Origin of the sequence: Pseudomonas sp. PP3 (assembly GCF_905336995.1) — a bacterium.
GTDB classification, from domain to species: domain Bacteria; phylum Pseudomonadota; class Gammaproteobacteria; order Pseudomonadales; family Pseudomonadaceae; genus Aquipseudomonas; species Aquipseudomonas reinekei.
Window position 1 is genome coordinate 4,574,411 of record NZ_HG995459.1, and the last position, 25,190, is coordinate 4,599,600.

Sequence of the window (25,190 nt, forward strand, 5' to 3'; positions counted from 1 at the left end):
GTTCGGAGAATAACTTATGCGCGAAGCATTGGATTCCATCGATTTTGCGGTCTTGAGCGAGCTTCAACAAAATGGCCGGTTGACCACATCGGAGCTAGCACCCCGTGTGAACCTCTCCCAATCCCCATGCTGGAGACGATTAAACAAACTTGAAAATTCAGGAGTGATTCGCGGCTATCATGCGGAGATAGATCGGACTAAAGTCGACCTCGGTTTTTTAGTTTTTGTAATGATCACACTGGATTACCAGTCGGCTGTTCGTGTTAAAGAGTTTCAAACAGAAGTAGTACAAATACCCGAAGTCGTTATGTTCCATTCTATCTCGGGACTAGAAGATTATATTTTAGTTGTATTATCTAAAGACCTAGATAGCTTCTCAAATTTGCTTCACAGCAAACTACATCAATTACCAGGTGTAAGCAGGCTTCATACGCATATTTCTCTGAGAGAGCTCAAAGGGCGTATTGCCGAAGTGCCTATTCTGATGGATGGCGGGCTTCTGAAGAAATTATAAGTCAAGGATAGAGCTGTTAATTAAAGGAGCGCATACATGGGTACGTACACTCGTCCTCGACCGGCCCTTTTTCTGTGTGAATTCGCACGGTGTAAATGGGTCAACGTCGGCTATGTGTCGAAAATAGCCCTTCGGAGCAACAAGCAATCGGGCAGTCGTGATCACTCACTTGCTAAAAAGAAGAGGATTGAAAGCTTCTATTGCCATACTTCAGATTTTTCATTGTCTCCGCATGCGACGTGCAGAGGAGCAAGTAATAGTCGCCTGTCGGTCAAATATCTCTAGGTTACCGATGCCACCGGACTGATGATCTGATCCCCTCCAGGTAAGGATGTTCGTTTTGATCAATGACAGCACTTGCACCTCCGTATCCGTAAGGCAAAGTCATCTACTCGCTACCACCAGTCGCTAACAGGACAGTCTTTGCGCACCTGGTTAAACATAGGTCGCAACCGTGACAAAGTAAAATGTCGCCGCCGGTAGTCTGAGGTGACAACCTGGGAGACTTTCAATGACTCGACGTGCTTGCTTGGCCGCTCTATTGACACTGACTGCATCAACAGCCTTTGGCTCCCCCAGCTACGATCATCTCTATGCTTTCGGTGACAGCTACTCTGACAATGGCGCGGGTCAAACCTTCACTAGAACATTGGCCACGCAGAAGGTCAAAGATGCACAGGAGCTACCCGGTTCGTTGTATTGGCAGGGGCGCTGGAGCAATGGCCCCACCGCCGTCGAGAACTTGGCTCACGCCTTGAAAACCCCCTTGACCGACTACGGGATTGGCGGTGCCAAGAGCGGCAATGGCAACTACTATGCCTGGATGGAGTCATCTCGAAATACTGGGGTTTTCGGCCAAATCGCCGATCATCTGAAAGCCGCTAAAACACACAAAGCGGATCCGAATTCGCTCTATTTCATTTTCATCTCAGCCAATGACTTTTTTGAATGGGCCGACTTCTCCCACCCAGAATCGATTGACGTGCTAAGCCAGAACAGCGTGGCGAACATACAGAAGGCTACCGAGACCCTGATTGCTGCTGGCGCGAAGCACGTGATGGTCGTGGGGACTACCGATTTGAGTCATGTGCCGGCTGTGGTGCAGGGCAATCAAATCAGGAATGCAACAGAATACCAGCAGAGACTCGAAAAAAAACTGCCAGCCGTGCTAACAACACTGGCTAAAGCCCATCACATCAGTATTGATTACTTTGACCACCTGGCCTTCAGCAACAAGCTTCGCGCGGCCCCCGATGTTGCGGGCTTGAAGGATCTGGATACCCCGTGCCAAGCCACCTATCCGGACGTTAAGCCCGTCTGTGAAAATCCAGATTCCCATTACTACTGGGACGAATGGCACCCCACTCGCAAAGTCCACACCCTGGCCGCCGAGGCGATGCTTGAAACGTTAAAAGCTAGTCGCTGAGGTCTCTATCAGGTCGTAGCCGGCAAAGGGGCTCAGGGCTGCGCGTGAAAATCATTACCAAGGCCGGGATAGACAGTCAGTCTAAGGCTATCTATCACTTGTGGGTCAATGCGATATTGGCAATCGAGGCGCTTGGCTGGCACATTCGGCAATGACTTGGGCTTTAAAGAATTTGGAATAGGAGCGGCGCTTTTGTGGCATGGCCGTCGCTTAAAAAGACTAAAAATGGTGTCCACTTAAATTTAGGTGGACACCATCGCCTCAAGTGACGGAGTCAGGGAAGGCGTCTTGCCCGGACGGTTACGGCTCAACTTATTGGTGACCAGGTAAACACCGTCTCTGAATAAAACATGGACTGCAAAAAAGGCCCTCTCGGGCCTTTTGTACTCAAACCAAACTCACCAAACTCACTTGGTCAGCCAAGACTCAACCGTCGCGGAGCCGTGTTCTGCTTTCCATTCTTTCAGTGTCTTGTGGTTGCCGCCTTTAGTTTCGACGACTTCGCCGGTGTGAGGATTTTTGTAGATCTTCACTTGGCGTGGTTTACGAGTGCTGGTCTTGGTCTCGGCGGCTGGTGCGCGTCGACCAGACTTCGGATCAAGCAGGTTGATCACGTTCGGCAGGCTGTAGCCGTACTCGGCAAGCAGAGCGCGCAGCTTGGTTTCAAATTCGATTTCTTTCTTGAGGCCAGCATCGCCTTTCAGCGCCTCAAGAGCTTCTAGCTGCTCGGCGAGGTGTTTTTCGAGTTGGCGGAATTCTGCGAGCTTGGACATGGTCGTTCTCTAGGTAGTTAGTCACCTAACAATACACCAAAAATCACAATTTGAATTTAGAGTCAGGGAGCCCCGTGTACGCGAGTCTAGTTTCGCTCCCCTGCTTATTCGTCCTCCGCCAAGAGCGGCGTATTGAAGTCAACATCTACCTGACCGATTAGCGAAGTGATGCGATCGAAGAGACGCGTATCCACCGGCAGCATTCGCTCCGGGAACGCGTTAATGTCAGCCGCCAGAAGTTCGAGAGTTCGGGATACGGAGAGATGATCTTCGATCAGTTCAGTCAGCACCGGCGCGGTGTCGCTCTGAACGCGGTTCTTTGAAGCGATTATGTGGATACGGGGATCATTCATGACTCAACCTTATGAGGTTCGACGTTGCATCAACTGCGGCAGGTTCCGTCTGCTCTGATGCCAAAGTGTTGCTCCGATCGAACAGAGTTTTTGAAAGTGAAAATTATGGCTCAGCAATAATTATGGCTGAGCCATAATTCGGAATAATACAGTTTTGCCGCTTCCACACGGTTGGTGAAACTGGACTCACCTGCAGCACACCGACCAAAGCTAATCGGCGTGCGTCGTGATGCGCCTCTATGGTGACAAAACAAGCCGGGAGGCCAAGATTCTGAAAAGCTCTGCAAGCATTCGCGCATCTAGCAACGCATGGTGTGGCAGATCAGGCAGCTCTACCTGTTCGAGAGCTTCCGCATTCACCTGATTGACCTGCAGTTCTTCTCCGTCCATCATGTACCGCGAAGGATATTTTGGGTTCTCAGACTTCAGAATGATCTGCCCGCACTCCTTGACCAGCCGCTTACAGACGGGCTCGCAATCTACTGCCGCAATGACGATATGCCCTGACTCCGCTTCTTGGGATCTGTCCACAATGGCCAGGTCACCCGGAAAAATTCCGGCACCGATCATGCTGTCGCCTTCGATACGCACCAGGTACGTATGGGGTGCTCGCAGATCCAAAAGCTCGTCCAATGAAACCTTTTGTTCAAGGTGATCCGCCGCTGGCGACGGAAAGCCAGCAGGAACGCGGTAGGAATAAAACGGAAGCTGAACGCCGCTGCTGGATAGCGGCCCTAGGATGGTGACCATGATACAAATCGCCGAATACTGTATGTTCGCACAGTAAGCCGCCGAACGGTGTTTGCGGTCAAACGGAAACCTACCAAACGCGACAGGGGGTATCGCCCTCATCCTCTTAGAGCCTGCCGTGGGAATCAAATCCTCCCCAGGCGAGAGCAGCTTACCGGCAAGCTAAGGCTCACCTGCTCCAAATCGAGGAATTGATCTGAAACGAGCTTCAGAGTCTCAACGCCCAATTACAAACCCATTTACACCCGTTTAACGAAAGCGTCCGGCGAATGCACCCTACGTCAATGCAGCCACCCCGGCCCATCCACAGATCTAACAGTGCGCCTGCTACCAATTCAGCCGTGATGCAGTCGCTTCTTCGCGCAAGCGCCTAGACACCAATGTCATGCACGGAAAGCAACCATGCACGGAAGATTCAGAGTGATTGAAACCACCACGCTGGAGGATGGCAGCAAGCGATACAGGGTCGTTGATCTTGTAGAGGGCGGCTCAGCCAGTAAGCATGGTGTCTTCAAAGCTATGCCAGAGGCAGAGGCTGTTTGCTCTACATTGTATGCCGAGCATCCGATGCATTTGGTGAACGCATTGCGGAGTAGCTACTGAGCAGACACGGCATTTCACTCGCCTCTACGCAGTGATGCCCGGAGACCTGGTTTCTATCTTGGGAACAGTGGCCCTAGATACCAAGCGGGAGTAGGAATAATACACAACTTGAATCGCCCCGGATTCTCTAGACACCTTGCAAGCTCATTGCGTAACGCTTTTCAAACTCTACCGGTGACAGCTGATTGTTGAAACCATGACGGCGTTTTGCGTTGTAGAACATCTCGATGTAGTCGAACACATCGCTACGAGCATCCTGCCGCGTGGTGTAGATTCTCCGCTTGATACGCTCCCGCTTTAGAAGCTGGAAAAAGCTCTCGGCTACGGCGTTGTCATGACAGTTGCCTCGGCGACTCATGCTGGCAACCAAATTATTCGCCTTCAAAAAACTGCGCCAATCGGTGCTGCTGTACTGGCTACCTTGGTCGGAGTGAACCATCACCTCCTGTTTCGGCTTACGCCTCCAAACCGCCATCAACAACGCATCAATGGCCAGATCACTGGTCATCTGCGACTTCATTGACCAACCAACGACCTGACGAGAAAACAGATCCAGCGCCACAGCCAAATACAGCCAGCCTTCGTACGTGCGAATGTAGGTGATGTCGGTGACCCACACTTTGTTCGGTTCTACGACATCGAACTGGCGCTTCAGTAAATTGGGTGAGGCGACTGCTGGCTTACCTCCGTACTTTCCAGGGCGTCGTCGATACCCTGTCTGAGAGCGCAGCCCCTCAAGACACATTAGCCTCGCCACACGATGCCGACCACAATCTTCACCGACCTCGCGAAGATCATCACGGATTTGCGATAGCCATACACTCCGCCACTCTCCAGCCATGAATGCTTAATCAAAACCAGCAATCGCTGATCATCTTTAGCGCGTGCAGATTGCGGCTCAGACAACCAGGCGTAATAACCACTGGGATGGACTTTCAGCGTCAGGCAAAGCCGTCGAATGGAATAGTCGCCCGCGCGCTGCTTGATAAAGGCGTACTTCAGCCGCACTCCTTGGCAAAATACGCGGCGGCCTTTTTTAAGATGTCTCGCTCTTCAGTGACCCGCTTGAGTTCCGCTGTAAGCGTCCGGCGAACTCACCTTGCGTAAGTCAGGCCGGCACCCACTGATGCGGCAGCAATTGCCCGATCTCACTGGCCCGCTGCGTCGGCAACCGCGTCAGCACATCTTTGAGATAGGCATACGGATCATGCCCATTCATGCGCGCTGATTGGATCAGGCTCATGATTGCAGCCGCCCGTTTGCCACTGCGCAGCGACCCGGCAAACAACCAGTTCGAGCGTCCGAGTGCCCATGGCCGTATCTGGTTCTCAACCTGGTTGTTGTCGATGGGCACAGCCCCATCGTCCAGGTAGCGCGTCAGCGCTACCCAGCGTTTCAGGCTGTAATCGACGGCTTTAGCTGTGGCTGATCCGTTGGGCACCAGGTCGCGCTGGGCCAACATCCAGTCATGCAGTGTTTTGATGATCGGTACCGCCATTCCCTGACGTATTCGCCAGCGATCTTCATCACTCATGTCCCGCGCTTGGCGTTCGATCTCGTACAAGCCGCTAATCGAGTGCAGCGCTTGTTCGGCCAGCTGACTTTTGTTCGCCACGTGCAGATCGAAAAACTTGCGGCGGGCGTGAGCCATACAGCCGATTTCAGTGATGCCTTGCTCGAAACCGGCCTTGTATCCAGCGAAGTCGTCGCAGACCAGTTTGCCGTTCCAATCACCCAGGAAGTTGCGTGCATGTTCGCCCGCACGGCTTGGGCTGAAGTCATACACCACTGCGTTGAGCGTCGAAAACGGCGTAGTACTGTAGGCCCACACGTAGGCTCGATGCGTTTTCCTCTCGCCTGGCGCAAGCATGTTCACGGGTGTTTCATCGGCGTGGATCACGCCCTGGCTCAGCACTGCTTCACGCAGTGCATCGACCAGCGGCTGGAGCCGCACGCCGGTTTGTCCTACCCACTGGGCCAAGGTCGAGCGAGCAATTTCTAGCCCGGCGCGGCCAAAGATTTTCTCCTGCCGGTACAACGGCAAGTGATCGGCAAACTTGGCCACCATGACCTGGGCCAGCAAGCCTGCGGTCGGGATACCTTTGTCGATCACTTGCGCCGGTACCGGCGCCTGGATCAGTGTTTCGCACTGACGGCAGGCCCATTTGCCACGCACATGTTGCTCGACGGTAAACACGCCCGGTGTGTAATCCAGCTTCTCGCTGACGTCTTCGCCGATGCGTTGAAGTTGGCAGCCGCAGGCGCACTGGGTGTTTTCTGGTTCGTGACGAATCACCGTGCGTGGAAACTGCGGCGGCAACGGCGCACGTTTGGGGGATTGCCGTGGTTCGGCCTGTGGCGCAGTTGGGAGGAGCTGTTTCAGCTCGGCCTCGATAGCTTCAAGGTCTGTGTCGAGCAGGTCATCCAGCAAGCTGCTTTGCGCCGGGCTGATTTGCTCGCTGCGCTTGGCAAACTTGTGCCGTTTGAGAAGGGCAATTTCGTAAGTGAGCTGCTCAATGACGGTTTGATCGTTCTGGATCTTCCTGTTCATCGCCTCGACCTGGGACTGCAACTGCAACGCCTGTGCCGCCAAGGCACGAAGCTGTTCCGGGGTCATCTGGTCGAGGTTGGGTGAGGAAGTCATGCCGCCGATTGTGCCAGAGCAGGCACGGGGCGACGACATGTAGACCGGCCAAATGGCCGGCGTTTACAGCATGCTAATCACACCGCCTGCACCGACACGCTGCCACGGCAGGCCCAGCACCAAGGCCTGGAGTTGTTCGCTGTCGAGTTCGACCTCGCTGCCATGGCGAATTCCGGGCCAGTGGAACTTGCCTTGATTCAGTCGTCGCGCTGCAAGCCAGACTCCCACGCCGTCGTGCACCAACACTTTCATTCGGTTAGCCCGGCGATTGGCGAACAGATAAGCGCAGTGCGGCTTCGCCGCACCAAACACCGCGATCACCCGGGCTAATGCGGTTTCGGTACCGGCGCGCATGTCCATCGGCTCGGTGGCCAGCCAGATCGCATCGATGCGGATCATTGAGCGACAGCCCGGATAAATTGCGCGCAGCCCTCGGGATCTGAGATTGGCCATTTCACCGTGATCACTTGCCCAGCCAGGGGCAACTCGATAGTCACTGATGCTTCGGTTGGCCGTTTAGGTGCGGCTTTTAGCGGGACGAATGCCGGTAGTGAATCTGCTACGGACGGGTCTCGATAGAGCGGCATCCATTTACGGATGACGTTGGCATTGATGCCGTGGCTGATGGCGACACTGGACACAGTTGCTCCAGGTTGCAGGCATTCCTGAACGACCTGGGCTTTGAATGGTTTCGGATAAGAGCTTCGTTGGCGCATGGAAATCCTGGCGATAAGGGTAATCGCGTCCGCTTAAAAATACGCGGACACCATCGCCCTTAAAGCTGGAGTTCGGAAGGTGAGTTCGCCGGACGCTTACGTTCCGCTCGCAGTCGACGTAGTTCAGCGTGCTGGTCATCGTCTTGCTGCCGTTCTTCTTGAGGTTTGCTGTAGCGCTTTATCCACGCATAGAGGCTATGCGTCGACACACCAAGACGGGCCGCTACGTCAGCGACGGGAAGCTTCTTTTCGGTCACTTGATTGACCGCTTGGATTTTGAATCCTTCGGGAAAGCGGGTTGCTCATGGCACCTCCTGATTGGCCTCATTTTAAGGCATGGAGGTGTCTACGAAACCCGGGGCGATTCAGACGGAGGCGCTCCCAGCCTTAAGCTTGATGATTATCCAGATCTGTAAGAGGTGCCACGGAGACTCTACAGGCGGGAACGGCTTGCCGGCTCATCACAACGGAGACTTTCGCGTCCACAGTATCAGTAGCCATGAGGGAGACCTAGCGATTGAGCACCTAGACAACACAGATGTCTTCATGCGCTTACCATAATTTCAAGGATAACCGCCCTTTCCATTGCGTTCCTCGCGCCCAAATTGGCCTGGCGTCGCTCCCATGATTTTCTTATACACCCGGGTAAAGTGAGGCTGATCGGAAAAGCCAGATGTAACTGCTGCATCGGCCAGGCTGACCCCGATTTTTAAAAGCGTATGCGCACTCCTTACACGCGCCTGAAGCTGATACTCATGTGGCGTTACCCCGAAGGCCTGCCTGAAAGCTCTTAACAGGCGAAATGCGGGTATCTGGGCAACAAGCGCAAGCTGGTCGAGGGTTACTTTATCTGAAAGATTTGCGTCCAAGAAAGCCCGTGCGCGCTCGACAGCGATGGGCTCCCTGCATACGTTCAGCAAATCTAATCCGTGCCCATGATGTGTCAAAAGGCGCGCAATAATCGAAGTGATCCAAGACTGTCTCTCCAGCGATGAGCATGTCGCTTCGGAAAGCTGGTGTAGACGCAGCAAGCTAGACGTCAGTACACGGTCTTCGATGACGGGACTCGCGAACCAGGGCAAATGGTGGCGGCCGAAGATCTCGTAATTAACGCGGCGCAACACTTCGGGATCGATGTGTAGGGTTCGACACCGCCAGCCTTGCGCTTGGGGATGCCCTCTATGCATTTCCTCTGCATTGATGAATACAAAACTGCCCCTAGTTGCAACACTTTCTGACCGGCGCGTCTGCAAACTCACCCCTCCAGCCAGTACAACCCCCAAGCTGAATTCAGCGTGCGCGTGCCAAGGGTAGCGGTGGTCGAAATAGGCACCTTTGAGCAGTTCCGCGTCGTACAGATCTTTCATCGTCCAAACGCTAACGGAATTTTTGCGATCAGCGAGAGCGAAATCGTCATGCATTGTCAGCGCCCCCTTGGTTTGATCTAAGTCCCATTAGTATGGACACAGCCAGTTCGGTGCAGGAAATTAAAGGTTTATGCAGGATTGTTCAAGACTGCCAAAACGACTACCCGTAACGTGAAGGTACTCACAAGACGGTGCCTGAGCTCCTGCATTTGGTCGTGGGGGAGGTGCTTGAGACAGCTCGTTTTTCGCACTCCGCTGGCTGGAACCTTTAGCAGAACGTCTGCAGACAGGAAGGGGGAAAAACATTGCTTACGACTAAAAGCCAAAAAATCATATCGCCTTACTTATTACTGCTTATCTTCCCGCCTCTTTTCTGGGCCGGCAACTTTATTGTTGGTAGAGCGATTAGGGATAGCATCCCTCCCATGACGTTATCACTATGGCGCTGGATAATCGCAATGATCATTATCCTACCATTCGCGTGGAAATATTTGCGACGCGACCTGCCATACTACAAAAAGCATCCATGGCTGATTGTGCGCCTTTCACTAACAGGTGTCGTAGGGTTCACTTGCCTGGCTTATATAGGCCTTCACGATACCTCGGCAGCTAACGCTCTGCTATTAAATTCCTGCGTGCCCGTTTTGATCGCCATCTTGGGCTCTTTATTTTTCGGACAGCGCCTGCATGGCATCCAGAACATGGGGCTTTTTATATCGTGCATTGGTGTGCTCGTAATCATCACACACGGAGACTGGGAGGCACTCAAAAATTTAGCTTTTTCCAAGGGAGACCTAATCGTATTCAGCGCCATGCTTTCATTTGCCCTCTATACACTTTGGTCAAGGAACGTTCCTCCCGAAGTAAACAGGACTGGCTTGATGGCAGCCCAAATCGCCGCTGCCTTTATATTCCTTGCTCCACTGTGGTTGATTGAGTACTCGCATGGAGCCACGACATATTTAAGTACAAAAGGAGCGTTAGCACTGCTTTATCTCGGCATATTTCCTTCAGTACTCGGTTATATCCTGTTCACCCTGGCCGTATCACACTTTGGAGCGGCCCAGGCTTCACTCTGCATCCACCTCATACCGTTATTCGGAGCAGTTCTCGCAGTTGTCTTTTTGGGCGAATCGCTTCATCTATACCATGCTGCCGGCATGGCAGTGATTCTCGTGGGCATACGGTTAGCATTGAAATCCCGCGAAGCATCCTCCTCCATGCTGAAAAATTAGGTGTAGACGGTCGAGTCGCTGAAACTGCAGCCGTCAATCCGCCTCTGCTCCCTCATGCGATGGTGAGCGTGGGGAGGCGCTTTCGGTTGCGGGGCCAAGGCAGCGCGACACGGATTCGATTAGTGAGCGATCAATAATTCTAAACAATCAATATCAACAGTGGGATTTATAGGGAATTAAGCGTCTATCTTGACGCACCTATAGTTGATAACCCTAATGATCTCAGTTTGAATAATTAACAACGAGGTAGAAAATGTTAACAAAAACGGTAATTAGGCTTGGCGCTTTTTCGGGATTGTTATTGGCATTTAATACCGCTAACGCTGACACCGGCGACGTCGTACGTTATCCTTTGAAAGCTTCAGACTTTCCAATTGCGGCAGCGGTAGAGCTGAAAAAAATAGAAGGTCTTGTATTTCTGAGTGGAATGGTGCCAAGAGATAATGTGGCAACCAAGACGGGTTCAATAACTGAAGCGCAGACAACTGATGTTTTACAACAAGTGGAAGACAAGCTCTTGGAGCTAGGCCTGCACCTTGATGATGTAGTGAAGATGCAAGTATTCCTAGTGGGCGATACGAAGCTTGATAATAAAATGGATTTTGATGGATTTATGCGTGGTTATGGGAAATTTTTTGCTAAAAACAAAAATGGCGGCGCATTACCAGCCAGATCAACTTTTCAAGTTCAAGCCCTGGCTAAGCCTAGCTACTTGGTAGAAATAGAAGTCACCGCTGTACGGCGATGAGTTTCACGAGGCTGCGCTTGGCCTCACTGCCAAACCCATGAACCAATTCTACATAAAACTGCATCCGTAGGCGTTTGATCACGGGAGGCCAAACCAGCCTCCTCTCAACCCTCAGCAATCGTATGTCCTCGTTGCGTCGCCCCATCCTATAACGACGCACAGGTTGCCTATGCAGGTTCACCATAGGAATTTAAGTTCGACCCCTAAGTAATTGCTGTTATCCCCACCTGCGTTCCTCAGTGCTTCGCCAACTTCGTAGTGAACGGCCTCTATCGCACCCGACAGGTTTCGAGTCAACGCGTAGTCCATCCGTAGCTGATCATAATACCCCGTCCAGCGACCGCCTTGGCCTGCTGTTCCTGCGACTGGTAAATTAGGCTGCGTATAAACCGCGTCTTCCGTCGTCTGGCGCCATAGAAGTCCGACTGCGGTTTGAATCGATAGGCCCGATATCGGTTTTACCGTAAGGGAAGGTTTAACGTGGATCAGGTTGCTGTACCCAGTGTAGCCCGCCAAGGAAAAGTAATAGCCGTTTGGAAAAAGCGGGTTGAACGTACCCAGCTTACCATCGCCTCTACGGGCATCACCTGATGCCGCATCGAGTTGTAGCCCAACGCGCGGCGTCCATTGGATGTGTTGCCACGTATATCCCACCCTGCTCCCTCCGCCCCATGCCCGTATGTCCTTTGAGCCCACCGAACCGTTCTGGGCCATAGCTTCAACATCCCAGTCATAGCCGCTACTGGAACCGGCTACGCGGACGTCGTAAATATGGCGTGTTTCATCCCCTTGAGCATCGAGATAGTTGGCCTCTCGCTTTTGGAAAAGTGCGTAGTAGCCAGAGAGTTCGTTTTTGCCGCTTACAAGACGCTCTACTCGAAGCATGTGAAACCCCAAATCGGAGTTTGATTTGTCATCAAATTTTCGATTATCAAGGTATTGAACGGGATGGCTGGCGAGGCCGATCACACGCCAAGTTCCGGTTTCCCAGTCAGCCCAAACAGCATCGAATGACTGCCTGATATTCGGGCCATCGCGGGACGATATGAACCGCTGTAGATCAAAAGCGAAATCCTGTCGGCCCACGCGAGTCTTGAAGGTATAATTCGCCCTGTGATCAATGTACTCAGCAAATGCAAGTCGTAAATCCAAATGGTTCTGGTCGGCTCCACCGACGCTAGTTTTATCAAAAGCTCGCGCATCCTCCAATTCCGTGAACACCCGCCAGTGCTCATTGAGGTGAACGTCTGCATGAACTTGAAAACGCTGAATCAACCAAGAATCGCGTGAGAGGTTGCCAACACCAAATCCATTGGCATCGTTGAGTTCGAAGCGCTCACGCAGGGTTGCTCCTAGTGAGATATATCGCTGAGGATCATCAGCTGACAAAGGGATATATTTGAGGTCATCCAGCGGCTCTGTTCTCAGCGAAGGGTTCTGAAGGACTGACCAGTCCTCTTGCCAACGATTTGTCTTCAACGCCGGTCGCTCTACCTGGTCGGCAGCGTACCCGCTGGAGAGCCCCAGCGGCCACAGCAAAGCCAGTGCCCATACATACTGATGTGAAGGCGTTTGGCTGTTCATATGTGCACCATTTATTTTGCGGCAACCTGCTGGTGAATTTCAGCGACGTAGCCACCCGGAAATGAAACCATTGCAGATTTACGGCCTGGCTCGTCTTTCGGTTCTACCAGCAGTTCGGCACCTGAATCTTTAGCCTTACTGAGGGTGCTGCTCAGATCGCTAACTTCATACCCTGTGGTTTCGCGACCATATGGGTAAGGCAAGTGTCCGTCCGTGACGAATACAACCATTTTTCCGAATGCAGATTCGATTTTTACCCTGCGAATAGTTTTTGATGGCTCACCTACTACTCCGCCGTTCAGATGTTTCTCATCAGCAACGACTGTACCGGCGGAAAAACCTGTAAAAGCTTTGATGAAGGCGTCTGCGCGAACCTCCGAAAGGTAAACTCGGTTTTCCGGCGTGGTTTGGAATGTCGCATAACTCGGGCTTTTGGTGTGCCAGTAGAGCTGCATGTTGATGCCGCCTGGCCACTGTATGACAGCGTCTCGCCCTATTGGATCAGGAAAATTGTGCACGATTACATCTGCACCGTACTTTTTTGCTTCAGCAATGGCTATGTCCATATCTTTGACCAAATAGCCATTGCGCTCAGAGCCGAATGGAAATGGTATAGGCGTTTTGAAACCGAACAACGAGACAGTGCCGACGGGTGTTTGAATTAGCTGCGAGCTTGTGCTGCTAGGAACGGGCAGCACATTCACCACTACCTGTGGTGTACTCTGTCCACCGAAGGTGGCTGTAAAGCTTTTTACGAAGCTGTCGACATCGACGGGGGCGACGTAAACGTGGCTCGTATCGTATTGAGCCCCAACTGCAAGGTTCGACGAGATATCTGCCTGCGCCGCTCCCGATACCGTTGCCCCCCAGATTAACGCTAGTGTTAATTGCGCACAGAGTTTCATGTAAATATCTTCCTTCGCGTAGAGTAGGATATGACTTCATAGAGTCATAGGACTCCTGCTAAAGCTTAGGAAGCGTTCGAGCAGATTTATTGGATGATTGTGCGGCGAAGCATTCTCAAAATAGAAAATAATCATTACGCTTAAAATTTTTACCACACTTAAAAGTGAAACAAAAAAAGCACGTGCATCTAATGCTCTATTCGAAAACACCCACCGAAAGCCAATAGCTATTGAATTACGCCTACCATCCATCCAAACAAACAAACAAACACTTTATCTTTTATTCTCCTAAAGGTGGATTTTCGAAACTTCTACCAAGCACCAGAAGTAGGCAAATATCACTCATTATTAAAAGCTATCGCTTTACTATCGCGTCAAGTAGGAGAATTAGTTATAGGGATTTGGACAGCTCTCCTCGGACATGAACTTGACAATTTGAGAGCGCAACCATCTTTCCGCTGGGTCATTGTCGTAAACAGCACTCCAAACCATAGAAAGCTCGGCAGGATCGATCTCGAATGGCGGTTGCTCTGCACGTAAGCTGCACCCCTGAACCAAGGCACAGGCGGCGTAATCCGGAATGGTGGCAATTAATTCCGTACCCGCCAACAAGGATCTTAAGCTGCTGAATTGCGGCACTGCCATGACTACTTTTCGCGTGCGGCCAATCCTTGATAAATCGTTGTCAATATTTCCACTCAAGCTTCCTGAAAAAGACACCATAGCGTGGGGGCGGGCACAGTATTCATCTAGGGTTAACCCCCCCGGGCGGTTGTCGCCGCGTAAAACTTTAGTCTCAATGTCGCGAAGCTTTCTGCGCTTTGCATTTGCAGGGAGATCGGTCGTGTAGCTGATCCCAACTGAGATTTCGCCGGATCCCAGGAGTGACGGCATCAAGAGATAGTTGGCACGACGCACAACAACGATGATGCCCGGAGCCACGTCGCGCAGATGATTAAGTAACGGCGGAAACAGCCCAAACTCGGCATCATCCGACAAGCCCAATCGAAAGACGTCGCAGCTCGTAGCCGGATCAAATTCCTTCGCTCGACTGACTGCGCTGGAAATAGTATCCAAGGCAGGTTTTAACTCTTGAAGGATGTGCATGGCACGGGCTGTAGGTTCCATCATCCGCCCGTTACGCAACAGCAGTGGATCGTCGAACAGATCTCGCAGCCGCCCCAATGCCGAGCTAATTGCTGGCTGACCCAAAAATAACTTTTCGGCTACGCGGGTGAGGTTTCTTTCGAACATCAGAGCTTCAAAAATAACCAACAAGCTCAAGTCGATACGGCGAAGGTCGTTGCGATTCATGAGTCGGCTCCGGTGAAAAATTTGCCGCCTTAGGCGGCGAACTAACCTAGATATAAACGTGAGAACACCGGCTGCATTGGACGAATGCGCTTTCTAAGCGTCTGTGATAGTAGGGAAATTCGTATTGATAAAGTTGGGCGCAAGCAGACCGGCAGTCACTCGGGTTTGGCGAAAGCGCTCTCCGCCATTGCGACCAATGCGAAGCAATCCAACCCATCGTGTGCGCTTAGCCTCCCAGATACGGCGGCAGCATGCATGATTAGCCTCTACCCAAACCAACTACTTGCAGTGGATATCAACTGAAGCAGGCGGAGCCCCTTCGAAAGCTCGCCGCAAGAGCCAGGATCCGACTGAGATTTATTAAGATCCTTCAAGCAACAAGGGCATCAACCGCCCGTGTGAATTTGACTAACGGGACTGAGCTGATTTGGATCCTTCTCCAGCGTGCTGCTGATTCGCTCTCTCTACTCAGAGACAGCGACCTCGTTATAGCCAATTAAATGGGGAAGCAATCCTCAGGATCTGACGTAGCTTGTGATGACGAGCCATCGTGACGCTCCCCAAAACTGCTCTGCAAAGCCAGGCCCCGTATAGGCAACTGGTGCGAGCTTCAAGTTGAGTAGGATCATTCTTGAGCTGAAGCAAGCAGTAATCATTGAGCAAACGCCCTCTTGCGTCGTCAATGACATCGCCGGTTCCGTCTCGGTCGCTGCCTTATCAAAAATACCAACAACCTGTTAACCCGACATCAGTGCGGCCCTCTTTGCCATTCCTCACTGCTGCGGCGTGAATGCAATCAACAGGCGAGATGAGCTTAATCGCGCAACTTCTTCAAGCCCTTGGACGGATCCCACATCAAAAACCACGCGATTTGGACGCCCGTTGCATACAAAACTCTTTACCATCATGCGGGCTCCGAAAATTGCGAAGTGAGGGGTAAGAGTGGATTGGCGCAACGAGAGTGATTCGGTTATGCAAATGACCGCGCACCCACGCAGTCATGCGATAGGGTGACGATAATCAAAAGTCCCACTATCGGCATCGAACACATTGCGGGGATACAAAAGCGATATCTTCAAAACATGAATGTACGGTGCGGCGTGATCGGATAGATTTGTGCATTAATACTGTAAGTTTCGCTTGGGTGAGTGGAATCCAAGGTTTCCAAACGGTCAAACCCATCATCACCCCCATCTTGAGGTGGGTACGAGCCATGCAATAATCCCAGGTAGAACTTGTTATCCTCAAGATGTTTTCGGCTCACTTCGCTCCTGAACTGGACGTTTTCAGGGAGTACGGCAGTAGGCATTACTACCGGGATCGTAGAGGCATCAAGAAGTGGTGTGATGAAACGAGAGTAAACGCATGTCATAGAGGTTAATCCGGCATTCTTCGAGAGATCACTCTGACTAGCTTCGAAAATATGCAGGTGCGAAGAAGGAGCTCCAGTTCCTCCCCGCAATCCATGAGTACCCAGCAAACATACAACTACCAATATCAGCGCTACGCACATCCATAAATGGAGTTTAACGAGGTAGTGGTATTTCTTTAATCGAGCGCCGAACACTGCAGTGAGCATTTCATCCATCGGTGACCCCAAATAATTCAGAAAAAAATCCTTGTCCCAAAGCAACTTTGGTGGCTTGGGCGGTTATTTCTAAACGAATGCCCTACCGAAGAGATGCCTTGTGGATTTGATCCAGAACCAGCGGTGCACACTGCTCGCACAGGTGATAGTGGACTCAATTATCACAACAAGAATTAGTCAGCCCGCAGACTTTCCATCGACAGGCTATCGGAAGTAGGATGGTCAATCCTGAATTTGAAATATTGATGCCAAGTGCGCATTTTTTTGAAGACCCGCGTACAAAAAATGGGCTGCTGCCGACAATAGAAATAGACAGAGTAAGAGAGAAGAAAGAATATAATCAAGAAAGCAAGACCGCTTCCAAACCTGAAGCAGCCGTTGCTTCATTACTTTGAGCCTCTACCGTTCCGCCAACGCGCTCGGTTACACGACTGGCCCGAGCGGAATCTTGAAAAGCATTCTGCATCCGGCGGTGAAAGTGGTGTCGATGGTAAGCCGGCCGGAATGTGCATCGAGAATGGATCTACAGATGGAAAGCCCCATTCCCATGCCACTACCTTTTGTAGTGAAAAAAGGATTGAAGACTTTTTCCACATTTTCCTCAGGTATCCCAGGGCCATTGTCCTCGATGCTCGTATGCAACCATCTTTCGTCACAGTAGGTACGCACAGTCAGCACTCGCCCCTCGGCGCGTTGATGGTACATGGCGTCTAGAGCATTTGTGATCAGGTTAAACAGTAGTTGCTGAATCTGCACCGAATCACCAGGAACTGGCTGTGGCGCTGAAAGCTCAATATGCACCCGCACTGCTGCTGAAGAGATCTTAGGCAGCAGTAGCCGCATTACATCCCGGATGATGTCATCTACCGATATTGGTAAAATTTGCATAGGGGTTTGCGTCGCCAGTGATCTTAAAGCCCGAACAATATCGGTCGCACGCTGGACATCGACACAGATATCATGCAGACCTGTCCTTACCTCCTCTAAGTCGGGATCTTCGCGATTGAGCCAACTCAAGCTTGCAGCAGAATTAGTCATGATACTTAAAAGCGGCTGGCTAATTTCATGCGCAATTGACGCCGCGAGCTCTCCAAGTACGGCTGAGTGCGTACTCCGCGCGAGTTCTGCCTGAGATGCGCTTAGCTCTAGCTCTGTTTTGGCGCGCAACCGGCTCTCCTCAAGCGCATGAGCGTAAATACGTGCAGTGTACAAAGACATTGCGGCTTGAGATGCTAACAATTCAAGCATCGTCAATTTTTTATGATCGAATAGCCGAGAGGTATGTTTGTTTTCAAGGTACAACAGGGCTAATACGTTCCCCTGTTTGACCAATGGCAAGCAAAGCATCGACTTGATGTGACGATTAGAAAGATCAGCTCGATGAGCGATCGGACACTGCCGCATCGCATCGTCAATGACCAACGGTTTGGCTGTACGGGCGGTAGCGTACAACACCGATAAGGGAAGGTTTTCGAAATCAGTTGTCAAAGGCTCCAGAGTTGAAACGACTACATCATCTTTCACACTGGCTGATACGGCAATGTTGAAATTAGCGCCATCCACCCCAACCAGCACGCCGCTGTCTGCCCCGGAGTAAAGCATCATCTGCTTCATAAACGTTTCAATCAGACGATCCAAATGTACTTCTTCGGACACAGCTTTCGCAACGCCAATGCCCGCTTCCATGTCGAGTTGCTCTTGGAGCAATGTCACGCTGTACCTTTCGACTATGGGATCAATCGTGAGGAAAGAGTGTTCCTGCTCCATTCGCTCAACTTTTGCGCCTGCTCCCCACAGTCGATAGCAGTCGCGCGCAATTCGCAGGTGTAAATTTGTGCCCGATATGAGTCCTGTGCATATGCATGTTTGAGCAAGCTGCTCATGGGCAATTGCCTGTTCATGAACCGCTCCCGTAGCTGCTGCTGCAATTCCTGCATGGTCAAAATTTCGGATAGCCACGACATCTTGCCCTTCAAGGCGGGCAATAACTCCGTCAATCAGCAGCAATTTATGACGGAATGTCGACGGATTCAATTTTGTCCAAAGAGCGATGTGTCGACGATGCTGAGCAAGAAGCACCAGCTTGGATTCTGCAGTCCCAGGCGCGTGCTGGTGTCCGAGTGCCAGACTATAATACAAGTAGTAGTTGGACAGGTTGATATGAGCGGATACCGACCACAACGTAGCTGCACCAGCTTCGAAATGGCGAATTGCAGATTCTGCGTCGCCCATTATACAAGCAGACATGCCAGCATATAGTACCGTCCAGAACCTAGTAGGTGGAGAAACCTCCTGACCATCGAACGGATACTCTGTTTTTTGCTCGAAATCCGGACTCACCAGTGCTTTAGCACCGTGTTGCAAATCGGTGACGAATTTCCTCTGCGCTTCAGTGATCCGCTCCACGTCGAAATAGTCGAATTTACGAACGAAGCGCATGCCGCGTTCCAGCTCATCTAGAACTATAGGTAGCGTTTCTCCCATAACGAGCATGTCGGCCGCGATGTGCGCTACCGCGTAACATGCCATTACTACGTCACCGCCCTGACTCCCTATCTCGAAAGCTTTCATTGCCTGCTCCTTGGCAAAATCAAGCGGTAGCGTCCAAGGGCTAACCTGATCCAGCGCTAGGAGCGAAGAGGGACGTCCAGCCTCATACCCCCTCTGCTCTCCTATATCTAGTGCAAGTTGCACAAACGCGTGCCCATACTCGTATTCTTCATATCGAGAGGCGATTCTCACTCCGAACCACGCCAGGCCGTAGCAACTTGAGGAGGAGGTTCCATGGATCAAAGTCAGCTCTACCATTTTTGCTAAATGCAGGAATCCTAGTCCATCGTGAGTGAAGAATGATGAAAGCAGAGTGGTCAGCAACTCCATTGTGACTTCTACTCTTGGATCAGTCATCCGAGGCAGCGCATGGAGATCAGTGATCGATCGGCTGCCAATCAAAGAGCGGATGCTGTCATAAATCTCATCCAAATCATGGTCATCAGGCTTGCGTTTAAGAGCACTGCCAACCAAATCAAGGCCTGTAAGTGCAGCGCAGATGGCGCCCTCATGATCTGAGCGCAAAGTTTTGAGCGTTGCCAGCAATCGGTAAGTACTGGCCCTATCCTCATCACTTCTCGCCTCGGCAAAGCATTGACCAATTAAACTTTCCGCCTTGTCCAATTCAGCGAGCGATAAATAGCACTCCGTTGCTAGCCACTTTACCGAAAACGCAAAGCCCCCCCCATCTGGCTGACACGTCAACACCGCGGTCGCGCTTGTAAGGTAGTCACATGCTTGCCGCACGGCGCCCGCATTCCGGGCGAGTGTGGCAGCCTCCATCAAAATAGAAATGAGTTTCTCACTCACTTCATTTGGATATTCGGCTATCGCGCTCCATCGAATGTGATTTGCGATTTCGAATACGGAGAAGTCACCTCCATTGCCATGCTGACGGATCATGGCTTGGGCTATGTGGCCATGGACACTCGGACGAACGTCGAAATCAGTAAGGCTGTAAGCGGCTTCGTGGATGCGATCATGAGGAAAATTCAGAAATTGGTTTTCATGCATCAAAAAACCAGCCTCAATAAGAGACTTCATCGCCTTGGTAAACTCGAAATCTTCAAGTTCACTAAGCTCACTTAGAAAACCCTCTTGAACTTTCACCCCCACGCAGCTGGCAAGTCGCATCAAGCCCAATTCATCAATCGGTAAGCGGCTTAAGCGATTCACCATCAAATCAGCAACGTTGTCCGCGTAGCGGTGGCGTGCTATTTCTTCTGGCAGCCAGGCCCAGCGGCGATGCTTGTTCTCAAAAATCAATAATTTATCGTCTATAAGTGCGCGCAAAATCTGGACGATAAAGAAAGGATTACCTGCCGTCTTGAGATGTACGAGGAGAGCGACTTCGTCCAGCTCCGCAATAGTCATGTTCAGCTTGCTGGATAAGAATTGAGCGACGGTTTCGACAGAAAAAGGTTTGAGAGCAATGGTCTCGGTGTTTAACGCCTGAGCGAGATCAATTTTTTCAAGAAAACGGTTCAAATCATCACATTTGGATGAGGCCGCAGTGCGATGAGCAACGATCAGATAAACATTTTTAGGTGGGTTTTCTATAAACGCGTGAAGCAGTGAGAGTGTCGATTCGTCCGCCCATTGAAGATCGTCGATGAACAGTACCAACGGTTTCTTATGGCTGCCAAATACCTCGAAGGTATCGAGCAACGTTTGATTAGCTCGAACGACAGCGTGGACGGCCGGCACTGTCGGTTGTACCACGAGAGGGCCCAGAACATCCGAGAAGCAAGGGCAGAGATCGACGATCAGTTGACCTCGATTGCCCAATTTGCTGGTCAACAGCACCTTTAATCGCTCAAGCTCTGCAAAGCTCTGCGCGGTCAGTAATTTCGCCAAGCTGGAAAGCACCGTCCGAAATGGTGCGTAAGGAATTTCACGTTGTAATAATTTACTTCTGCCGCTTGCCCAATATTCAGGCATGACGTCAGCAATCCAATGCCTGACCAGGCTCGACTTGCCCTCTCCCGCCACCCCCGAGAGAACGGTCACTGCAGAATGACCGCTTGATGCAACCTGCTGATAAGATTGCGTCAGCCTACATTCCTCTGCTTCCCGACCTATCAGCCCAGAGGACATTGACCATTCGAGAGGCTTGTCTAACAGCCCAAGGTCGAACGAACTTATCCGTCCACCCTCGGCCAACTGATCGCCGCTATGGGCCAAGTCTGCCACTAATGCTTCAACAGACTGGTATCGGTCATCAGGTTCCTTGGCGAGGCATTTCAGAATAATCCTACTGATAATTTCGGGAATTTCTGAATCAATCTCTGATGGATTTATCGGTTGTACAGCAGCGTGTAGATGAAGCCATTGCACAAGTGTCATTGCTTGAAAAGGGAGGCGTCTGGTCAAGACTTCATAAAGAACTACACCCAGTGAATAGACATCAGAGCGTGCTCCATTCACTTTCAAATCGTCACGCATTTGTTCCGGAGCGATGTAAGGCCATTGAGTTTCGGAAAACGACCCCGTGGAAGGTTTTTTGCCATCTCTAGATTTGAAAAAATTCAGCCTGACACCTGAGTCGGTTACAGCGATGTGCATAGGGGTCAAACAACCATGTACCACCCCGGCCGAATGCGAGCGAGCGAGTGAGTGCGCCACTGCGATCGCAATTTCCAGAAATTTGGATAACGTAAATCCCCCAACTGGAGTGCTTTCTTGCAGATTGGTGCTGCGGGGATAGATGACCATCGGGCCTTCAACCGAACGTATAAAGGCGAGGGGCTGAACGGCCCACTCGGCATCCAGCGGTATGCGGAAGTCACGCTCCAATTGCTGGCAAGCGATGGGGCAAGATGAGGAAGCCCGCGCAGCATCCCATTCAGCATCTGTACGCAAGTCGCGAATACGTAGGTAAGTCAGATACTCCTCATGCCGCAGCAGCGTCAACGCGCAGTGATCTAACCACTCTACGTTCTCCCAAAAACCTTGCTTGACTGGTGAATGGTTATCTTGAAACATGGCGGACACTTACTCTCCGGATCGTCGATCATCGGCAGATACTACTACCGCGCTGGATAGTACCCCAAGAAATTTGAAGGGCCCGCCCTCCTCCCTCGATTGACGTTGTAGGTGCATTAGTTTAACTACAAGGGTTGCGTTGTTCTTGTAAAGTCGGCGTAATTTTTTGATTGATTGTGCTAGGCGTATGTTCACCAAAGACCGTCCTCCACGCAAAAAAGCTGATGGAAGGAGCTGCCACGATGCTATGCTAATGCGCGCAGGATTTTTGACGTTAAAAAAGCCGCCAAGAAAGACGGCTTATGATTAGATTTCCTATACCGGACATGCGAGTCGTCAAATAACGCGCCGCACGTTTTACAGTGTTTTTTCGCTAATGCCTGTTCAGAAATCGACAGTGCCTGAGAATTTGACCAAACGTGGATCTCCCTGGGAGAGATACCCGCCATTTGCGGATGCCCAGTAGTTTTTATCCGTAATGTTTTCGACATTGACTCGCAAAGTGAGATCCTTCTCGACAAACTTCATTTTGTAGCGAGCCCCTGCGTCGAAACGGTTCCATGTAGGCAAGCTTAGATTATTAGCCTGATCGGCGTACTGACCTCCGGTGCGTAACATCCGTGCGCTCAGAGCAGCTCCCTCGATACCTGGAACATCCCAATCCACGCTGGCATTGAGCTGAAAGGTGGGGACTCCAATGGCGTGATTGCCGTCATTAATTCCTCCGGCAGTTTTCTTTAATTCCGACGTCATTCGAGTACCACCGACCATCAACCGCAGCCCCTCCATCGGCTCACCGAAGACAGTTATCTCCAATCCTTTGTTGACCTGCTCCCCATCGCGCACGTAAAGCCTTTGCTGATTGTCAACGTAGCCATCTGAAGGTTTTTCTATGCGAAACACGCCCAAGCTGGCCCCGTACGTTTGCATGTCCAACTTGATGCCTGCTTCCAGCTGCTTAGTGCGGCCCGGTGGAAAGGCTTCCCCCACGTTCGTGATGCCTGTACCCGATGCAACAGGCCCTTTTGCGAGACCTTCAATCCTGTTTGCGTAGAGCGAAACGCTTTCAACAGGCTTGTACACTATCCCGTAAACAGGCGTAGTAATGGACTCATCGTATAGAGCACTGCGGCTGCCATCGTTTGCTGGATTAGCTACACCACCTGAAGTGCTCCCGTCGTACTTGTAGTTTTCAACACGCAGTTGCTGACGGCGTACACCGTACGTCAGGAGCAATGTGTCATCGAACAAGCCAAGCGTATCGGAGATCGCGAGGCTGCGGTTGCGAGTCTTGCCCGTCACTCCTGGATCACCCATCTTGCCGCCGGTGCTGGACACCGACGTCGGTTTAGGAAGCCCCGGTGTATTATAGATATTGCTGTTGCCACTGACGGAACGATAGAAAGTGTAAGCGTTTTCCTGTTCCGTCCATATAGTCGATCCGCCAACGGCGATCTGGTGTGAAATCGGGCCTGTGTTAACACGCCCGTTTAGCCCTGCAGCGAAGGTAGTGTTGTCTTCGTTGTGCGGAATTTCTGACCCACCAATCGTAGATACGCCGTTGTTTCCCACCAGCGTGGGAGTAGCGTAGACACCCGTCTCACGGGTGTGCTTAGCTCCACCGGCAAGGTATGCAGTCCAGTTTTCATTCAAATCCCAATCGGTACGAACCATACCGAAAGTGTCTTCGGTTTCGGAGTAAGTCCAGTCTTGACCATAATTATGGCCGGCATGCGGGGCAGTAGGAATGCGAGAGGCGTTTCCGATATTGACTGAATTACGCAGCCCATTGATGCGCTGCTTCTGATAACCGAAATCAGTGGAAAGCCGGAAGTCCTCTCCTTGATAATCCAGACCCGCGACGAATAATTTCGTGCGCTGATCCTCATCATCAATCGCTGTTTCTCCCTCACGCTGACTTAGGTTCACTCTAGCGCCGAAACGATTGTCTTCCCCGAAGCGCTGTCCGAGGTCTAGATGTTCACCAATGCGGCCATCTGTACTGATGTCCTGTGTATACCGACGGGTAGGAATATCCTCCGCTCGCTTGGGCTGCAGATTTACTCCGCCACCAAGTCCTGAGCCTGTGGGACTTACACCATTAATGAAAGCGTTGGAGCCTTTGAATACCTCGACACGGTCGATAGCATCCGTAGACAAAATTTGACGAGGCAGCACACCGTAAAGACCGTTGTACGAGATGTCGTCGCTGTTCAGAGGCAATCCACGAATCACGAACACTTGGGATTGGTTACCGAACCCGTAAGATTGGCGCACCGACGCGTCATTGAGGAGTACATCCCCCAAATCTTCAGCTTGTTGATCCTCAATCAACTTTGAGGTGTAACTTGTCATCACAAACGGGACGTCCATGTTGTCCTGAATTCCCAACACCCCCATCTGCCCTCCCCTCGCTACCTGGCCACCAGCGTATGCTGCGGGTAACGTATTGGAATTGGCATTGACCGAATCGGCAGTAACGTCGGTTACTCCTAACTCAATCGGCTCTGCGGCCTGGGCGAAACAACTGGCGGAGCAGCAAAGAGCGAGCAAGGTGGGCCGCGACGGAAATGAAAATAACATGTAGTGAGTTACCTGCGAGGAAACGGAAGGTCGACAGCATTAATGCTAATGATTCGCAGGAACATTATCGCTATGCCATCATCGAATTGCCATAGACGAGGGCAAGCTTTAAGGATTTTTAAGGTTTTGCGCCTGAGCTCCCAGCAGACACGGGGGTCTAATCGAACAACAGGATCGCAATAAGCACCATTAACCCTAGTATCACTACCCAGATCTGGGCATGCCGTAAAATCAACGCGATCATCGTTTCCCTCCTGCGGTATCTCCGCCCTATCCTTAATGGGCAGCAGATTAAAGTTCGGCCCGGGCTGAACAATTTGCTCCGAGTATTGGCTCTAACTCAATGTGCTGAACAACTGTCAAAATGTATTCAGACAGGCTGATAATTCGACAGGATGTCGAAGGGATCTCAGTGGAGCGACGCCATTTCCCGATACCCGACACAGAAGACGTTTTCGATTTTGGCTGAGACAAATCGGGGCTGTCTCAGGAGATGACTCTAAATTTCAGGTACGTCATGAGGTAGAGACGATAACTGGCGGCTCCCCGAGT

The 25,190-nt window shown here is 51.4% G+C and carries 17 protein-coding genes and 3 pseudogenes; 5 read left to right on the forward strand and 15 right to left on the reverse strand.

The genetic code is table 11. The features are described from left to right. Positions 1-16: 16 nt before the first annotated feature. Positions 17-514: an Lrp/AsnC family transcriptional regulator gene (locus KHO07_RS20865; protein WP_212625399.1), complete on the forward strand. Its 498-nt coding sequence runs from the start codon at positions 17-19 to the stop codon at positions 512-514. Between the two features lie 511 nt (positions 515-1,025). Beyond that, a complete protein-coding gene (locus tag KHO07_RS20870; protein WP_212625400.1) occupies positions 1,026-1,940 on the forward strand; it encodes an SGNH/GDSL hydrolase family protein in 915 nt (304 codons plus the stop codon). A 407-nt stretch (positions 1,941-2,347) separates the two neighbouring features. Here KHO07_RS20870 and KHO07_RS20875 read toward each other — a convergent pair whose 3' ends face one another. From KHO07_RS20875 to KHO07_RS20915, 9 genes and pseudogenes are all read right to left on the reverse strand, one after another. Then, positions 2,348-2,713: a histone-like nucleoid-structuring protein, MvaT/MvaU family gene (locus tag KHO07_RS20875; protein ID WP_212625401.1), complete on the reverse strand. Its 366-nt coding sequence runs from the start codon at positions 2,711-2,713 to the stop codon at positions 2,348-2,350. 104 nt (positions 2,714-2,817) lie between these two features. Beyond that, positions 2,818-3,066 (reverse strand): hypothetical protein, encoded by a 249-nt coding sequence (locus KHO07_RS20880; protein ID WP_212625402.1) that lies wholly within the window; start codon positions 3,064-3,066, stop codon positions 2,818-2,820. A gap of 366 nt (positions 3,067-3,432) precedes the next feature. Next, positions 3,433-3,816, reverse strand: a pseudogene (locus KHO07_RS20885) (S24 family peptidase); the annotation flags it as partial. A 730-nt stretch (positions 3,817-4,546) separates the two neighbouring features. Then, a pseudogene (locus tag KHO07_RS20890) lies at positions 4,547-5,507 on the reverse strand (IS3 family transposase); the annotation flags it as partial. Between the two features lie 20 nt (positions 5,508-5,527). Then, positions 5,528-7,063, reverse strand: coding sequence for an IS66 family transposase (locus KHO07_RS20895; RefSeq protein WP_212625403.1), 1,536 nt, complete (start codon positions 7,061-7,063; stop codon positions 5,528-5,530). A gap of 63 nt (positions 7,064-7,126) precedes the next feature. Beyond that, complete coding sequence (gene tnpB / locus KHO07_RS29270) at positions 7,127-7,462, reverse strand: IS66 family insertion sequence element accessory protein TnpB (RefSeq protein ID WP_047595464.1); 336 nt, start codon at positions 7,460-7,462, stop codon at positions 7,127-7,129. Further along, positions 7,459-7,779, reverse strand: coding sequence for a transposase (locus KHO07_RS20905; protein ID WP_212625405.1), 321 nt, complete (start codon positions 7,777-7,779; stop codon positions 7,459-7,461). Before KHO07_RS20905 ends, tnpB begins: the two co-directional genes overlap by 4 nt. 92 nt (positions 7,780-7,871) lie before the next feature. Next, positions 7,872-8,054, reverse strand: a pseudogene (locus KHO07_RS20910) (transposase); the annotation flags it as partial. Positions 8,055-8,342: 288 nt separating this feature from the next. Then, the gene (locus tag KHO07_RS20915) at positions 8,343-9,200 is read right to left on the reverse strand and encodes an AraC family transcriptional regulator (RefSeq protein ID WP_212625406.1); all 858 of its coding nucleotides are present in this window, start codon (positions 9,198-9,200) and stop codon (positions 8,343-8,345) included. 251 nt (positions 9,201-9,451) lie between these two features. Between KHO07_RS20915 and KHO07_RS20920 the strand changes: the two genes are divergently transcribed. Beyond that, positions 9,452-10,381, forward strand: coding sequence for a DMT family transporter (locus tag KHO07_RS20920; protein WP_212625407.1), 930 nt, complete (start codon positions 9,452-9,454; stop codon positions 10,379-10,381). Positions 10,382-10,634: 253 nt separating this feature from the next. Further along, the gene (locus KHO07_RS20925) at positions 10,635-11,129 is read left to right on the forward strand and encodes a Rid family hydrolase (protein WP_212625408.1); all 495 of its coding nucleotides are present in this window, start codon (positions 10,635-10,637) and stop codon (positions 11,127-11,129) included. 177 nt (positions 11,130-11,306) lie between these two features. Here the strand turns inward: KHO07_RS20925 and KHO07_RS20930 are convergent, their stop codons facing one another. The 4 genes from KHO07_RS20930 to KHO07_RS20945 all read right to left on the reverse strand — a co-directional run bounded on the left by KHO07_RS20930 (position 11,307) and on the right by KHO07_RS20945 (position 16,520). Further along, positions 11,307-12,713: an alginate export family protein gene (locus KHO07_RS20930; protein ID WP_212625409.1), complete on the reverse strand. Its 1,407-nt coding sequence runs from the start codon at positions 12,711-12,713 to the stop codon at positions 11,307-11,309. 11 nt (positions 12,714-12,724) lie between these two features. Then, a complete protein-coding gene (locus KHO07_RS20935; RefSeq protein WP_212625410.1) occupies positions 12,725-13,618 on the reverse strand; it encodes a glyoxalase in 894 nt (297 codons plus the stop codon). Between the two features lie 387 nt (positions 13,619-14,005). Next, the gene (locus KHO07_RS20940) at positions 14,006-14,932 is read right to left on the reverse strand and encodes a LysR substrate-binding domain-containing protein (protein WP_212625411.1); all 927 of its coding nucleotides are present in this window, start codon (positions 14,930-14,932) and stop codon (positions 14,006-14,008) included. Positions 14,933-16,007: 1,075 nt separating this feature from the next. Continuing rightward, on the reverse strand, positions 16,008-16,520 hold the full coding sequence (locus KHO07_RS20945) for a hypothetical protein (RefSeq protein WP_212625412.1): 513 nt from the start codon (positions 16,518-16,520) through the stop codon (positions 16,008-16,010). Positions 16,521-16,738: 218 nt separating this feature from the next. On the opposite strand from KHO07_RS20945, the gene KHO07_RS20950 reads away from it, so the two are divergent. Continuing rightward, a complete protein-coding gene (locus tag KHO07_RS20950; protein ID WP_212625413.1) occupies positions 16,739-16,915 on the forward strand; it encodes a hypothetical protein in 177 nt (58 codons plus the stop codon). A gap of 28 nt (positions 16,916-16,943) precedes the next feature. Here the strand turns inward: KHO07_RS20950 and KHO07_RS20955 are convergent, their stop codons facing one another. Both KHO07_RS20955 and KHO07_RS20960 read right to left on the reverse strand, forming a co-directional pair. Continuing rightward, complete coding sequence (locus KHO07_RS20955) at positions 16,944-22,055, reverse strand: ATP-binding protein (protein WP_244858315.1); 5,112 nt, start codon at positions 22,053-22,055, stop codon at positions 16,944-16,946. A gap of 384 nt (positions 22,056-22,439) precedes the next feature. Next, positions 22,440-24,638 (reverse strand): TonB-dependent siderophore receptor, encoded by a 2,199-nt coding sequence (locus tag KHO07_RS20960; RefSeq protein ID WP_212625415.1) that lies wholly within the window; start codon positions 24,636-24,638, stop codon positions 22,440-22,442. Positions 24,639-25,190: the final 552 nt, after the last annotated feature.